The organism is Paenibacillus sp. J22R67 (assembly GCF_059692175.1).
The window spans coordinates 304,043-317,928 of sequence record NZ_JCAUAX010000006.1 but is presented as its reverse complement, the minus strand read 5'-3'; the positions used below and the strand labels follow the sequence as shown (position 1 = coordinate 317,928).

The window sequence follows — 13,886 nt, the reverse complement described above, 5'->3', positions numbered from 1 at the left end:
TCTGTATTAAGCCTTTTTCAGTATATCCTGACCTGCAAGCCAAACGATAAGACGTTGGTTAAGCTGTTCCTCACTTAGGTCGGACAACAATCTTTCTTCATGCAATATATCATACAAGCGCTCTAGCGGCTCTCGACCGTCTGCTTTTTTGGCTTTCGCATCGTTTTTCAAAATGTCCCAAGTTTTCAGCACATAATCGCGGAAATGAATATCCTTTTTGCCAAACAAATGGTCAATTCGCTCTACATGATCCAAGAACTCTTCACCGAAGCGGCCTTTGAGGTTGCCGGATAAGAGTGCAATCTCCGCCTCGTACATCGGACGCTGCGTTTTGTCTTCTTTCCCGATCCACGGCGTCTCTAGAATCATCGGTAAATGCTGCAGTTTCTCATGATTAGCGATATTATTCATCGCCTCAAAGCCAATCCAGCCCGAGCCTAACGGCGCATGACGATCTTTCGAAGCCCCCCGAGAGTTTTTACTGTCGTTTAAGTGAATGACGCCAAGCTTCTCTAAGCCAACTACTTTATCAAAATGATGCAATACGCCATCCAAATCGTTAACAATATCATAACCAGCATCATGAATATGGCAAGTGTCCATACAAACCGTAAGTTTGTTGTTAAACTCCACGCGCTCCATAATTTCTGCTAGTTCCTCGAAGCTGCGGCCGATTTCGGTGCCTTTGCCAGCCATTGTTTCCAGGGCAATATTCACGTCTGTGTCCTTCACGCCAGCCAGTACTTCATTCAAACCTTCAGCGATCCGAGCGATGCCATACTCCGCATCCTTGTCCGTGTAGGCACCTGGGTGAAGAACGATATTACGCACACCAATGTATGCAGTCCGGCGAATCTCTTCTTGAAGGAAGCGAACAGCTAGTTCGAAGGTATCCTCTTTATAGGAACCTAAGTTAATGATGTAAGGAGCATGAACAACAATTTCGTTCATTGCATGCTTGTCCATCAAGGCCTTGCCTTCTTCAATATATTGATCCTCAATCGGTTTGCGGCGCGTATTTTGCGGTGCGCCTGTGTATATCATAAACGTGGAAGAACCGTATGAAACTGCTTCTTCTGCTGCATTTAATAAGCCTTTATCTGAGAACGAAACGTGTGAGCCAATTTTGGGCATGATCCATTGCTCCTTTATTGAGTGTCTATCTACTACCTTCCTATTTTACTCGCATTGTCGCAAGAAATCTAGAAATAAGGTATAATTCTTATCATATATGACTGTTTGGTAGTGAGGTGACAAATATATGGCTAACGATTTTTTCATGTGGTTCATTATTTTCTGGGTTTTTGTCCTGCTGTTCTTCATGTCTGTAGGCGGATTCTTCATGTTTCGCAAGTTCCTGAAGGTGCTCCCCAAAGAGGACGGGAAGTCTAAGCTTGATTGGCAAAATCATTATGTCGACAATTCTCGCCATCTATGGACAGAAGACTCCAAAGCATTTCTGGATCAGCTAGTTTCTCCCGTGCCAACACCTTTTAGAGATATTGCTAAACATTCCATCGCCGCTCGAATCGCACAGGTTGCTTTGGAGGCTAAAGCTAATGAAGTGACGAGAGATCATTGTATCGAAGGGTACATTCTGGCGACTCCGAAGCGTGATTACCGCAGCTTGACCAGCTTCCTTGAGAAGGAGCAGATCGACTATACCGCTTATAAGCATTTGCTTCAGTAAAAATGAAGAAGCCACCCCTTTGGATCTAGGGATGGCTTTATTTATTATGACGGCTGTCAAACGGACTCATTGTCATGCCTCCTGTGTAGTAAATAAAAATCCGGAGGCTTCAAAACCAGAATAACAAATCTGTGAATCTTCGGACAACTCAGCACTTAATTTCGCCAATCGCTCATTAGCGCAGTCCTTACAGTGACACAGTGGGATAGTGGTCTTATAATACCCTGTTTTGAACACTTTCTCCGCATTGTTTCTGGACATCACTGATTCACATTTCACGCAATACACCATATCTAAGTTAAACATAAATCTCTCCCCTTTACTGAATCTTATTGTCGTTTATTGTTACATTATGTATATATAAATGATTATAAGATACATTTCGTAACTTAACAAGGGGTTTCTTCCTATTAACACATGTAATTGACAATTACGTCATCGTAATATCGGTCTGGATCATAACTTTTAGTTAGCCTAGCAAATTCCTTATTATGTAAAGTTGCAAGTTGATTTATTTCATAAAGCAATTCGAATTCTACGTAGTTATTCGGTTGAATTGCCGCTTTATACAAATAAATATCTTTGTTCTTACTCACAAGGTCTATGCAGCCCTCGCAATGGAACGTTCGATTCGCAACGATAAACTCAAAACCGTATATGATTTCGTTGTCGGTAGGTAAAATCAATGAGCTTTCGAAGGTAAATTGAGACTTCTCTAATTCCAAAATATCAATCATTGCATATTTCGTATGAATATTTCTCGCATACATTTGAACGATTGTTAATTTACCACCTAAGGGGGAAGTAAGTGTTAATTTGCTTCTTTTTCCGATAGTCAAAGCCTTCACACCACCTTAATACATATTGTATCTAGTCAAATGAATCTTTGCTTTGTTATAATGGTTTTCTGGTATATTTGGTTAAACACAGTGGATATAATGGTAGAAAAATAAACAGTGAGGAATGATCAAGCTGAAGTATGGAGACCGCATTGCCCTCTTACGTGAAAAGAGAGGACTAACCCAAGAAGAATTATCCATTAAAATTGGAATATCTAGGGCATCCCTTTCTCACTATGAAACAAGTCGCCGTGAGCCCGATTACGAAACCATTAATAAGATAGCGAACTTTTTTAATGTTTCCATTGACTATTTGCTTGGACGCACGAACCTTCAGCAAACTGTTCTTGATAACGATGTTCGGGACTTTGTAGAAAATCTTGATTTAACAGATGAAAATATTTTACAAAAGTTTTCATTGACCGTTGATGGCAGAAAGCTTTCACCAGATGAAGCAAAACGGTTTATTGCCTTTGTAAGGGCTGAGCGTTCGTTGGAGTAGTTGATTGTAAAGCAAATTTTACATGATGAGCCTGAAATTTCTGTTTCTCGATGCCAAGATAGAGAAGAATCTGATGAATATCGATTGAAATCTTAAGTTCTTGATTCATAAATGCGGACCTACTCCCAACGCTCAGCTTTTCTTAAAAAGTAAAAAAACATGATCACACCATTCATGATACGTTATGTATCCCACGCGAGGCGGAGCGGCGATGATCGCCTATTTCTACTTATTTACACCGATATACTTCAAAGTTACGGATGGGGCGGATTGATTAAACAAATCTCTAAGCACAGAGACATTTTTCGTTTTTAAATAGTAATGATAGCCATATGTTTTACGGAGTGTGTGAGTGCCGATATCTGTTAAACCTACCTGCTTCGCTGCTTGATTTAAAATGCGATAGACTCGAATTCTTTTGATAGGATTACCAGTTCGTTGTGACGGAAATAAGTAATTATCCTCGTCCATATATTGAATATACTCCTTGATAAAAGCCTTAAGCTGTGGAGATAGCTGGAACGTCTTGACTTTACCCGTTTTTTCCTCCCGAACACTTACCACATTTCGATCCCTCACATCTTTCACTTTCAGTGATAGAAGATCGCTGAGATGGAGTCCGGAATTAATCCCGATTGTGAAGAGAAGCCAGTCCCGAATCGATTGTTCTTTTAAAACCTCTTGTAATTGTTCAATTTTCTCTTGATCTCTTATCGGTTGAACAACTTGCATGAATAGCACCTCACATGACCATAATCAAAATTCACTGTATGTATCTACTTTTTGCTATTGCATATAAACTTAATTATTTTTTAATCTATCAATCCTCCTAATTATTGTATGTTACATATTGTATCACAAATTTGATAAATGATCTATGCCTTTTCCTGTTCTCAAAACCTAATATCTACGGTATAATTCTTAATAAAGAACGTTTTCATACTTTAGCAAATCATGGAGGGAGGCCACGTACATTGTTAAAAGTTGCTAGGTTCCTATTTATCGTTCTCATTTGCAGTGCAATTACGTTTCCTGTGTCAGCTTATGCTTCGGGTCATGAATCAGGAAATTCTCAGAAAAATAGTTTTTTATCACAACTCACTTCTTTGTTTAATCTGAGCAAATTATGGAGTACAAGTACCAACCAGAACAACAATAACAATAACAATAGTAATAACAACAACAACAACAATAATAATCAAAATAATAACAATAACAGCAACAATAATAATAACCACAACAATAACAACAGTAACAATAACAGCAGCAATAATAATAATCACAACAGCAATAACAATAACAATAACAACAACAACAATCACAACGACTGGGATGACATCGACTGGGACGACATTGATTGGGATGATAACGATTGTCTAGATTCATACGATATTTGGAAAAAGTGGTTCTGCTATTAACCAAATAAAAAGCTCCGTCAGCATCAGCTGACGGAGCTTTTTATTAGTTATGGCTTCTTCCCGTCTATGACAAACACCGTAATTTCAGGCCGACAATTAAACCTTATTGGCAACAATGTTGTTCCTATCCCTCGGTTTGTGTAAACGTGAAACTCACTATTCTCGAAGGTATAAAGTCCTACCTGGTATTTTTGTCCTAGGTCCGGTGTGAACAGGCTCCCGTAAAAAGGAATCCGAATTTGTCCGCCATGACTATGACCAGAGAGTTGCAAGTCTACCGGAAATTTCAAAGCGGTATCCGCGAAATCCGGCTCGTGTGCGAGCAGCAGCACGAACTCATCTTCCTCCGTCCCCTTTAAGGCGAGAGGTAGATCTGGTTTACCATGGAACATTTCATCTATTCCGACTACCCATAAACGGCTATTTCCCTGTTCAATCGACTTGTTTGCATTGACTAGCACAGTAAAGCCGGATCGTTCAAGCACATCCTTTACTCCACTGGGGTCCAGACGCATATCGTGATTGCCCAGAACCGCATATTTCCCCAATCTGGCTTGAAGCCGCGATAGAATTGGGATCACATCATCACTTAATTCACCATAGTTAGAATCAAATAAGTCTCCTGTAAAACAAATCAAATCAGGCTTTTGCCTCTGAACCAGCTTGACTACTCGGGCCAATTGTTCCAAGCTGTAGTACTTGCCGAGGTGAGTATCGCTGAACTGAACAATTCGCATGCCTGCAAATGCTGCCGGGTACCGGCGGTAGGTAAGTTGAACTGTTTTCAACTGAATCCAATACCGCTCTCCGAAAATGCCATATATACCGCTTGCTCCCGTAAGCATCGCCAACGATCCAATAGCAGACATACTATGTTTGAGAAACGTCCTGCGATCTATACGCTTATTGATCACTTTATGTCCCCCTTCTTCACGAGTATCTCTAGGTCTAACTACGGATGCTCATGCGGAATTTGTCGAGGGGAGTCACATAAGCGCCGATACAATTTGTATAATTTTAATATGAACGGGATTGATTTCACATAAAAAACGTGCGATAATAAATTACCAGATACGATTTGTATCACAAAGAATGCTTTGGAGGGGTCACTTGTGAATCAGATGCATCAGACGGATTTGGAAGAACTTGATACGGAGTGGATAGATCTTATTATGAGCGCTCGTAAGATGGGTTTTACGATGGATGAAATTCGCGCATTCCTAAGAAGCCCTTTCCAAACGACTCAAAAGTCACAAAATTCAACTGAAAATGACCCTTGTATGTCCCCATAGAGCTACAGGGTTATCTCGCCTATTCGTCGTTTGGTCGCTTCATTCTCCATTTGTTAAAATCCAGAAATTCACGAAACTGCTGCTTATCCACCCCAGATGACATAGCTTCTTTAATAATGTCATACCATTCCTGATCGAGCTGAGGTCCATCCTGCGCTGTCTCATCCTGTTCATCAATTAATCTCTCGACGGGTACTTTAAGTACAGCTGCAATTTTCTCAAGAAACTGAATAGAAGGATTCTTCTGAATATCCCGCTCCAAGCTGCTAATATAGGATTTAGCAACCCCTGCACGTTCAGCGAGTTCTGTCAATGACAGGCCCTTCTCTTTCCTCAATTGTTGAACACGTTTTCCAATCATTTCATATCTTCCCTTATCTTAAAGTGATAGGTGCTCTTATAATTATATCAGAATTCCCTGCAAAGAACAAATATGTATCTTATTAAGAACAAAAAAGCCCCCTAAGGGGCTTTTAGGCCTTGCATGAATCATCTTCTTGTTAGCCACACCATAACTCTTAGAAATAATAACGCAGCGAAAGAATCCAACATCACATCTAGAAGTGAAGAGGATCTTCCTGGTACATAAGCCTGATAACATTCATCTATAGCAGCAGTCAGTGTCGTGCAAACCCATGGTAACCAACTCGTTCGCCTTCGGAACGCTAGGTAGAAAAGGATACTTAGCATGCCAAACATAAGCACATGTGCAGTCTTACGAATAACGGCATTGGTTGCATAGGCATGCTGTTCATCTGCACCTGTTAGGTGCTGAACGATGACTTTGGTATGCTCACTAGTAAAAACCTGAAGAGAAGTGATTAGAAATAGGGCACCTAAGAATACAGCTAATAGGCACCACCAGATCAACATCTTCGCCCTAGTTAACTTTATCATTATGCCATTTCATAAACTCTATCAAAATTTTCAATTCATGTATGCGTTCCTTGGCGATACCTGATTGTTTCAAATCAGTTATGAAATCCATCCATTCTTGATCCAGTTGATGATTGGTTCCCGTATCTTCGGTAATTTTCAGTAAGAGCTTAAGATCAACGTTAAGAACCTCTGCGATTTTTTCTATGACATGAATCGAGGGGTTTTGTTTGAGATTTCTTTCGATATTGCTTAAATAGGACTTGGAAATACCTGTCCGCTCGGAAAGCTCAGACAATGTGTACCCCCTTTGCTTACGAATACTTGAAATATTTTGACCGATCATGGTTATCATCACTCCACAGTGACACTTTTGGCAAGATTTCTTGGCTTGTCAACATCACAACCTCGATATACGGCTGCATAATAAGCAATTAATTGTAACGGAATGACCGAAACCAGCGGGGTAAGATGCTCATGAATGGCAGGCAGGACGATTTGATCGTTCTTTTCCTCTGTCCCCTCCATGCTGATCATACAAACATGGGCACCGCGTGCTAGAACCTCTTGGACGTTGCTTCTTATATTTCCCTTAATATGGGATTGGGTTAGCAGTGCAATGACAGGAGTTCCCTCTTCAATCAAGGCAATCGTCCCATGCTTCAGCTCTCCACCTGCAAAACCTTCCGCTTGAATATACGAAATCTCTTTAAGCTTTAATGCGCCTTCCAGACATGCATAGTAATCAATGCTCCGCCCTATAAAAAAGCAGCTGCGTGACGCGTTCAAATACTTCCAGACATTCTCTTCCATCATCTCCTTCTTGTTAATCATAATTTCCATCGCATTCGCGGCAAGGCTTAACTCGTGGAAAGGATTGATATCGTGCTGGATTCCTTTGGCACGTGCGCTATCGAATGCGAGTATCGCTAATACAGCAATTTGTGCTGTATAGGCTTTTGTTGATGCTACCGCGATCTCTGGTCCGGCATGTGTGAGTAAAGTGAAATTCGCTTCACGCGATAAAGTGGAGCCTGGTACATTGGTAACCGTCAATGTTGGATAACCCAGCCGCTTGATGGCTACTAATACTCCTCTGCTGTCCGCTGTCTCTCCACTTTGAGAAATGAAGATAAAGAGCGGATTAGTGGACAGGATGGGTCTGTTATATAAAAATTCACTTGCGATATGAACTTCAACGGGGATCTCGGCTATTTTCTCAATCAACTGTTTACCAACCAACCCAGCATGATAACTTGTTCCGCAAGCAATGATATAGATACGATCCGCTTCCTTCATGCTATCGCGAATGTTCGGATCGATGATCAAATCTCCATTACCATCTTGATATTTAGAAACGATTTTACGAATGACAAAGGGCTGCTCATCAATTTCCTTCAGCATATAATGCGGGTAGAGCCCTTTCTCGATATCACTAGCATCAAGCTTTACTTGAAATGGCCTCCTCTGAATGAGCTCTCCGCTCAAATTTTTAATCGTTTTTGAATGTTGGCGAAGGATAACCATCTCCTCATCCATTAATTCCACGAACTGATTCGTTAGTTGCAGCATCGCCATAGCATCACTTGCGATTACATGGAAGTCTTGGCCTAGTCCAATGAGCAAGGGACTTTTATTTTTACCAACATAAATCGTATGGATGTCTTCGTTATCTAATAAAGCGACCGCGTAAGAACCTTTGATTGCCAAGAGCAATTGCCCAAAAGCTTTCTCAACCTCTAATCCGCTCCCCACTAATTTCTCCATCATCTGAACAATAACTTCTGTGTCCGTGTCGCTTGAGAAAGGCACTCCAGAAAGATAATGCTGCTTGATTTCTTCGAAATTCTCAATAACCCCATTATGTACAATGGTGAAGCGGCCGCTGCTACTTTGATGAGGATGTGCATTTCTGCGGCTAGGTTTGCCATGTGTTGCCCATCGAGTATGACCAATGCCAACTACCGCCGTCTCCTGATGATCGATGACTTCGCTCAGTGCCGCTATCCGTCCCTGTTCTTTGTAAATATGTGTACCTCTTTCATTCAATAAAGCTATTCCGGAAGAATCGTATCCTCTGTACTCCAGTTTTTCTAATCCTTTAATCAAGATTGCTTTCGCATCCTGATTACCGATATATCCTACAATTCCACACATTTTAAATCTCCTTTGAAATAAAATTCTTAATAAAGAACATCCAGGGAATAAATTAGCTTTTCATTGAATACATGATGCAATTCCCTCATAAGTTTTTACAAAGGGAGGGATTATGTCATGTATTCACTTTCGACGAGTGTATGGAAAAAGGCGCAGCGTACTTACCATAAGGTCTTGCATGCATACAATTCTATACTCTATAGAGACTGCCTTGATGTAGAAATGAAAGAAGCTTTGTTTGAAAAGATGCAGCATCATGGACAGAAAATGCATGAAGGCACTTAAACATGCAAGTGTTAAACACTGATGCTTTTCGCCTTAATCAATGACTCCTTGATGCATTCGATAACCCGCATTTGCTCATCTTCCGACATACTAGATCCGGATGGTAGGCAAAGTCCCGTTTCAAACAATTGCTCAGATATATGCTCATTGTCACTATGAGGGTAGAATGGAACCCCTTCAAATAAAGGTTGCATATGAAGAGGTTTCCAAACAGGGCGGGCCTCGATATTTTGTTCCGCCAATGCTCCGAGTAAGGCCTCAACCGATATACCAGCTTCATTTTCGTCCAAAGTTAACACTGTAAGCCAACGATTCGAACGCGTATCGGGCAGCTCAGGCATAAACTCGATTCCTGGAACATGGGCCAACTCTTGAACATACTTTTTGAAAATTGCTCTTCTAGCGTTAACTCTCTCTTCCAGCACCTCTAACTGAGCTCTTCCGATTCCTGCCAATACATTACTCATCCGATAATTATAGCCAATCTGGCTGTGTTGATAGTGTGCCGCATAGTCGCGTGCCTGGGTTGCCAGGAAACGAGCTTTGTTCAGCTCCTCGCCCTCATTGGATACCAGCATTCCCCCACCTGAAGTCGAAATAATCTTATTCCCATTAAAGGAATAGATGCCAAACTTACCAAATGAACCGCTTGCTCTTCCTTTGTAAGTGGAGCCTAATGATTCTGCCGCATCCTCAATAATGGGGATATTAAACTTTTGACAAATCGCCAGGATTTCGTCCATCTTCGCACTTTGACCATATAAATTAACGACGATGACCGCTTTAGGCAATTTCTTATTCTGGGCGGCATCATACAAAGCATGCTCTAACGCCTGAGGGGACATGTTCCATGTTTCCGGCTCTGAATCAATAAAAACCGGTGAAGCCCCCAAATAAACAATCGGATTGGCACTTGCGACAAATGTGAGGCTTGAACAAAAAACCGTATCTCCCGCTTTAACATCTAGCAGCCGAAGCGCCAAATGGATGGCCGCCGTTCCGGAGCTGACCGCAGCCGCGTCATTTACACCAACGTAGGACGCAAGTTCTTTCTCAAATGCATCGACATGCGGGCCTAGTGGAGCGATCCAGTTCGTATCGAAAGCATCTTGAATATAGGTCATTTCATTCCCACTCATGTGGGGAGGGGAAAGATATATTCTCTTTTTATTCGTGAACACTTGTTAGGCCACTTCCTTTACATAGGTTCTTGGGACAAAAAAAAGCGCCTTGGGCGCTGTTAGGCAAACCTTCTGCTGCTGATGATTTTGGCCGGGGTTCCTACCGCCGTACTATTCGTCGGAATATCACTAATGACTGTGGCACCCGCTCCGATAATCGCCCATTCTCCGATGATTTTCCCAGGAATTACGGTAGCTCCGGCTCCGATCATAGTTCCTTCATTTACAATTACGGAGCCAGTAAGTGTGGCTTTAGGGGCAATGTGGACATAGTCCCCTATGTGATTATCATGCTCCACGATTGCACCTGAGTTAATAATCACATGATCGCCAACGACTGTATCTGCACTGACAATGGTATTAGCCATAATAACCGTCCCACTCCCTATAGAAGCGCTTGAACTGACAATCGCTGAATAGTGAATGAGTGAAATATAGTTTTCCTTGGCTAGGCCAAGCTTCGTCACAATCGACTTGCGAACCTCATTATTCCCGATCGCAATCACAAACTTAAGATGATTCATTCGGCTTAATAAAAGATGTGCGGAGGAGGTCGGACCTATGTATACCTCATTAATTAAAGTTAACTCATCATACTTGTCATCCAAAATGGCTATGATCTTAGAATCACTTTTTGAATGAATCAAATCCCTTATGACCTTACTATGGCCACCCTCACCAATAACGACTAAATCCAACCTGTACCAAACCCTTCATGATAGATTTGATCCGGAGAATTTCTCCATGGTCACATGATTACCGTGGCTGATTCCATCCGATTTAATCACTTTAACAAAAGTTAAAGCTAGAATTTTGAAATCGAGGAGGATGCTTTGATTTTCCACATACCATACATCGAGCCTAAACTTCTCTTCCCATGAGATCGCATTTCTACCGTTAACTTGAGCCCATCCCGTAATTCCAGGACGTACTTGATGACGTTTGGCCTGCTCTTCCGTGTATAGTGTCAAATAATCCATTAATAATGGCCTCGGCCCTACTAAACTTAGGTCTCCCTTAATGACATTCACCAACTGGAGTAATTCATCAAGGCTGTATTTTCTAAGAAATTCCCCAAAGGACGTTAATCTTATCGAGTCGGACAATAAATTCCCTTCGTTGTCCCTTGCATCTGTCATGGTTCGGAATTTATAAATATTAATAGGTTTGCCGTGCAATCCAGGCCTCAGCTGTGTGAATATAATCGGAGATCCTAACTTTACTCTAACCAAAATAGCGACAATACCGATAACAGGTGAAAACACCAATAGTAAAGGAATTGAGATTAGTAAATCACAGAATCGCTTCATCAATGATCATGCTCCTAAAGTCTTAATATGTCATTACCTTAACGCCGAAATGATCTGTTGTTTTATTTCTTCTACTAGTTCTTTTGCACTCATGTGTTCTTCTTCGTTACCGATTTTGTAAGCATGAATAAGGATCTCTTTCACCTGTTGTTGCGTTAACTCGGAAATATCCATTATTTGACCTCTTCTAAAATATTTCTAGTGCCTTGTCTTCTACACGGTAACCATTCGGGTTGTTTGACTGCCATCGCCATGCGTCTATACACATCTCTTCGATTCCTTTTTCGGCAATCCAGCCCAGCTCACGTTCTGCCTTGGATGCGTCAGCGTAACATATCCCAATGTCGCCTGGTCTCCGATCTGTAATCCGATACGGAATGTGTTTTCCGGTAACTCTTTCGAAGGCAGAGACCATTTCCAGCACACTGTATCCTCGACCAGTTCCAAGATTGTACGCTTCTATTCCTGTAGTTGCGATCACTTTCTCTAGCGCCTTCAGGTGTCCCCATGCCAAGTCGACCACATGAATATAGTCCCTTATCCCTGTGCCATCCAAGGTAGGATAGTCGTTGCCAAATACGCTTAGTTCCGCCAACCTCCCAACCGCCACTTGAGAAATGAAAGGCATTAAATTATTAGGCTTACCATTCGGATCCTCTCCGATTAGTCCGCTCTTATGAGCTCCAATTGGATTAAAATAACGCAAAAGCGCAATGCTCCAATCTTTATTTGAGAGATATAAATCATTCAAAATTTCTTCAATCATTAGTTTCGTTCGACCATAAGGATTGGTTGCACTTAGCGGTAAGTTCTCAGAGATAGGTACATGTTCCTGCATGCCGTACACGGTTGCTGATGAACTGAATACGATTTTGTTCACCCCGTACTTCCTCATAACCTCACATAATATGAGTGTGCCAGTGATGTTATTCTGGTAATAAAAAAGAGGAATCTCAACAGATTCCCCAACTGCCTTAAGCCCGGCAAAATGAATGACGGCTTCAATTTTATTTTCTGCAAAAACATGATCCAGTTCTGTCTGATCTAAGAGGTCAACTTGATAGAATTTGAAGTCTCTTCCCGTCAGTTCTTTTACTCGCCTCAAGGACTCTAGGCTGCTATTGCTTAAGTTATCAACAACAACAATTTCATGCCCTGCATTCAGTAACTCAACACAAGTATGACTTCCGATATAGCCGGCTCCTCCGGTTATAAGTATTGGCATCTCTATCCTCCTATTGTTAAAAATTTCAAGTAATCACTACGATAAAAAAGGTGTAAAGTAACCACATTTTCATAGTAAAAGTATATTAGATAAAAACCTAAAATAGCGTAATAAATAAACTTCCGCTCTCTTTTTACAAATAAACTAATTACCCATGACATGAGAATGACATTATATAGTCCAAAATAAATGGTAAACCTGGCAAATATCCAATTTTGTGTTGCGACCGCCATAACAATGAAATTTATTAATGACATATTCACGACATAGTCGCCGTAAGTAAACATCTCTCTTAGTTTTTTTCTTCCTAGGTAAGAGAGAATCAATGGAACCGCACCGACCGCCACCCTAATTATACTGGCCCCGCCTTCTTGGATATTCTGATATTCACTGTACTGGGTATCGGCAATCGCAGTGAATATTGCATCCGATATCACGCTATATCCAATAATTAGTAACATCGCAAAAGTTATGAGTATAAGAGTAGATGTTGTCCACGCCCTCCTTCTAACTATGAAATATATAGGAATAAGAATAAGGGCACTCTGATGAAACATTGAGGCAAATGCTACTACTAAAAAGTATTTTTTCCAGTTTCCTTTGAACAAATATTGGGTAGCAGCAAAAACGACGGCAGAAGCCAAAAATTGCCTGACCCCGTTCATCGAAACAATGTAAAGTCCGGAAGTTATATAGAGAAATATACTCATTTCAAATAATTTTGAATACTTGTATAACACATAAACAATAAGGACGTTAGTAACTAAGGCAGTCAAAAATATTAACAACTGCGGATCTGCCGTATACGACTTTAAAATCATCTGTAAGATCCCAAAGCCAATATCTTTCTCAGCTTTAATTTGTTCCCATGTGAAATCATTCCGTGTGTAAGCATACATATAAAAGAAGGTATCACCAATATTATTCCGGAGCCCAGCTACTACTACGAAAGTTGCCATAACGATAGCTGCCAACCATTTATTGGGCTTCATCGATATAGCCCCAGCGCCGATTGCCACAGGTTTGGCCAAATGCCTTGAAAAATACGAAGCGATATAGACGACAATCAGATTAACCCACAGGATGGCCATTTTTGATTTCCTTTCGAGTA

General features: G+C 41.0%; 19 protein-coding genes. 4 read left to right on the top strand and 15 right to left on the bottom strand.

Annotated elements, in window-relative coordinates; all coding sequences use genetic code 11:
• Positions 1–6: 6 nt before the first annotated feature.
• Entirely contained in the window at positions 7–1,134 is a 1,128-nt protein-coding gene (locus AC58VC_RS23460; RefSeq protein ID WP_497371869.1) for a deoxyribonuclease IV, read from the bottom strand.
• A gap of 127 nt (positions 1,135–1,261) precedes the next feature.
• On the opposite strand from AC58VC_RS23460, the gene AC58VC_RS23455 reads away from it, so the two are divergent.
• The gene (locus AC58VC_RS23455) at positions 1,262–1,690 is read left to right on the top strand and encodes a DUF2621 domain-containing protein (protein ID WP_497371867.1); all 429 of its coding nucleotides are present in this window, start codon (positions 1,262–1,264) and stop codon (positions 1,688–1,690) included.
• A gap of 410 nt (positions 1,691–2,100) precedes the next feature.
• On the opposite strand, the gene AC58VC_RS23450 is transcribed toward AC58VC_RS23455, so the two are convergent.
• Positions 2,101–2,538, bottom strand: coding sequence for a hypothetical protein (locus AC58VC_RS23450; RefSeq protein WP_497371865.1), 438 nt, complete (start codon positions 2,536–2,538; stop codon positions 2,101–2,103).
• A gap of 124 nt (positions 2,539–2,662) precedes the next feature.
• Here AC58VC_RS23450 and AC58VC_RS23445 point away from each other — a divergent pair, with 124 nt between their 5' ends.
• A complete protein-coding gene (locus AC58VC_RS23445) occupies positions 2,663–3,031 on the top strand; it encodes a helix-turn-helix domain-containing protein (RefSeq protein WP_174806797.1) in 369 nt (122 codons plus the stop codon).
• Between the two features lie 225 nt (positions 3,032–3,256).
• Here the strand turns inward: AC58VC_RS23445 and AC58VC_RS23440 are convergent, their stop codons facing one another.
• The 3 genes from AC58VC_RS23440 to AC58VC_RS23430 all read right to left on the bottom strand — a co-directional run bounded on the left by AC58VC_RS23440 (position 3,257) and on the right by AC58VC_RS23430 (position 5,363).
• Complete coding sequence (locus tag AC58VC_RS23440) at positions 3,257–3,763, bottom strand: tyrosine-type recombinase/integrase (RefSeq protein ID WP_497371863.1); 507 nt, start codon at positions 3,761–3,763, stop codon at positions 3,257–3,259.
• Positions 3,764–4,155: 392 nt separating this feature from the next.
• Positions 4,156–4,353: a hypothetical protein gene (locus AC58VC_RS23435; protein WP_497371861.1), complete on the bottom strand. Its 198-nt coding sequence runs from the start codon at positions 4,351–4,353 to the stop codon at positions 4,156–4,158.
• A 143-nt stretch (positions 4,354–4,496) separates the two neighbouring features.
• Positions 4,497–5,363, bottom strand: coding sequence for a metallophosphoesterase (locus AC58VC_RS23430; protein ID WP_497371859.1), 867 nt, complete (start codon positions 5,361–5,363; stop codon positions 4,497–4,499).
• 207 nt (positions 5,364–5,570) lie between these two features.
• Here AC58VC_RS23430 and AC58VC_RS23425 point away from each other — a divergent pair, with 207 nt between their 5' ends.
• Positions 5,571–5,741, top strand: coding sequence for an anti-repressor SinI family protein (locus AC58VC_RS23425; RefSeq protein ID WP_145659097.1), 171 nt, complete (start codon positions 5,571–5,573; stop codon positions 5,739–5,741).
• Positions 5,742–5,760: 19 nt separating this feature from the next.
• Here the strand turns inward: AC58VC_RS23425 and AC58VC_RS23420 are convergent, their stop codons facing one another.
• The 4 genes from AC58VC_RS23420 to glmS form a co-directional block, all read right to left on the bottom strand.
• Positions 5,761–6,102, bottom strand: a complete 342-nt coding sequence (locus AC58VC_RS23420; RefSeq protein ID WP_145658206.1) for a helix-turn-helix domain-containing protein — start codon at positions 6,100–6,102, stop codon at positions 5,761–5,763.
• 128 nt (positions 6,103–6,230) lie between these two features.
• Positions 6,231–6,614, bottom strand: coding sequence for a VanZ family protein (locus tag AC58VC_RS23415; protein ID WP_497371857.1), 384 nt, complete (start codon positions 6,612–6,614; stop codon positions 6,231–6,233).
• 7 nt (positions 6,615–6,621) lie between these two features.
• On the bottom strand, positions 6,622–6,963 hold the full coding sequence (locus tag AC58VC_RS23410) for a helix-turn-helix domain-containing protein (protein WP_497371855.1): 342 nt from the start codon (positions 6,961–6,963) through the stop codon (positions 6,622–6,624).
• 8 nt (positions 6,964–6,971) lie between these two features.
• A complete protein-coding gene (glmS, locus tag AC58VC_RS23405) occupies positions 6,972–8,774 on the bottom strand; it encodes a glutamine--fructose-6-phosphate transaminase (isomerizing) (protein WP_497371853.1) in 1,803 nt (600 codons plus the stop codon).
• Between the two features lie 117 nt (positions 8,775–8,891).
• On the opposite strand from glmS, the gene AC58VC_RS23400 reads away from it, so the two are divergent.
• A complete protein-coding gene (locus tag AC58VC_RS23400; RefSeq protein WP_497371851.1) occupies positions 8,892–9,059 on the top strand; it encodes a hypothetical protein in 168 nt (55 codons plus the stop codon).
• Positions 9,060–9,070: 11 nt separating this feature from the next.
• On the opposite strand, the gene AC58VC_RS23395 is transcribed toward AC58VC_RS23400, so the two are convergent.
• The 6 genes from AC58VC_RS23395 to AC58VC_RS23370 form a co-directional block, all read right to left on the bottom strand.
• Complete coding sequence (locus AC58VC_RS23395) at positions 9,071–10,198, bottom strand: DegT/DnrJ/EryC1/StrS family aminotransferase (RefSeq protein WP_497371849.1); 1,128 nt, start codon at positions 10,196–10,198, stop codon at positions 9,071–9,073.
• A 101-nt stretch (positions 10,199–10,299) separates the two neighbouring features.
• Entirely contained in the window at positions 10,300–10,938 is a 639-nt protein-coding gene (locus AC58VC_RS23390) for an acetyltransferase (RefSeq protein WP_497371847.1), read from the bottom strand.
• Between the two features lie 15 nt (positions 10,939–10,953).
• Positions 10,954–11,550 carry a sugar transferase gene (locus AC58VC_RS23385; RefSeq protein WP_497372139.1) on the bottom strand — a complete coding sequence of 199 codons (597 nt, stop codon included), beginning with the start codon at positions 11,548–11,550 and terminating at the stop codon, positions 10,954–10,956.
• Positions 11,551–11,583: 33 nt separating this feature from the next.
• Positions 11,584–11,724, bottom strand: coding sequence for a YwzD family small protein (locus AC58VC_RS23380; RefSeq protein ID WP_497371845.1), 141 nt, complete (start codon positions 11,722–11,724; stop codon positions 11,584–11,586).
• A gap of 13 nt (positions 11,725–11,737) precedes the next feature.
• Positions 11,738–12,775 (bottom strand): UDP-glucose 4-epimerase GalE, encoded by a 1,038-nt coding sequence (gene galE / locus AC58VC_RS23375; protein WP_497371843.1) that lies wholly within the window; start codon positions 12,773–12,775, stop codon positions 11,738–11,740.
• A gap of 2 nt (positions 12,776–12,777) precedes the next feature.
• A complete protein-coding gene (locus AC58VC_RS23370; protein WP_497371841.1) occupies positions 12,778–13,866 on the bottom strand; it encodes an EpsG family protein in 1,089 nt (362 codons plus the stop codon).
• Positions 13,867–13,886: the final 20 nt, after the last annotated feature.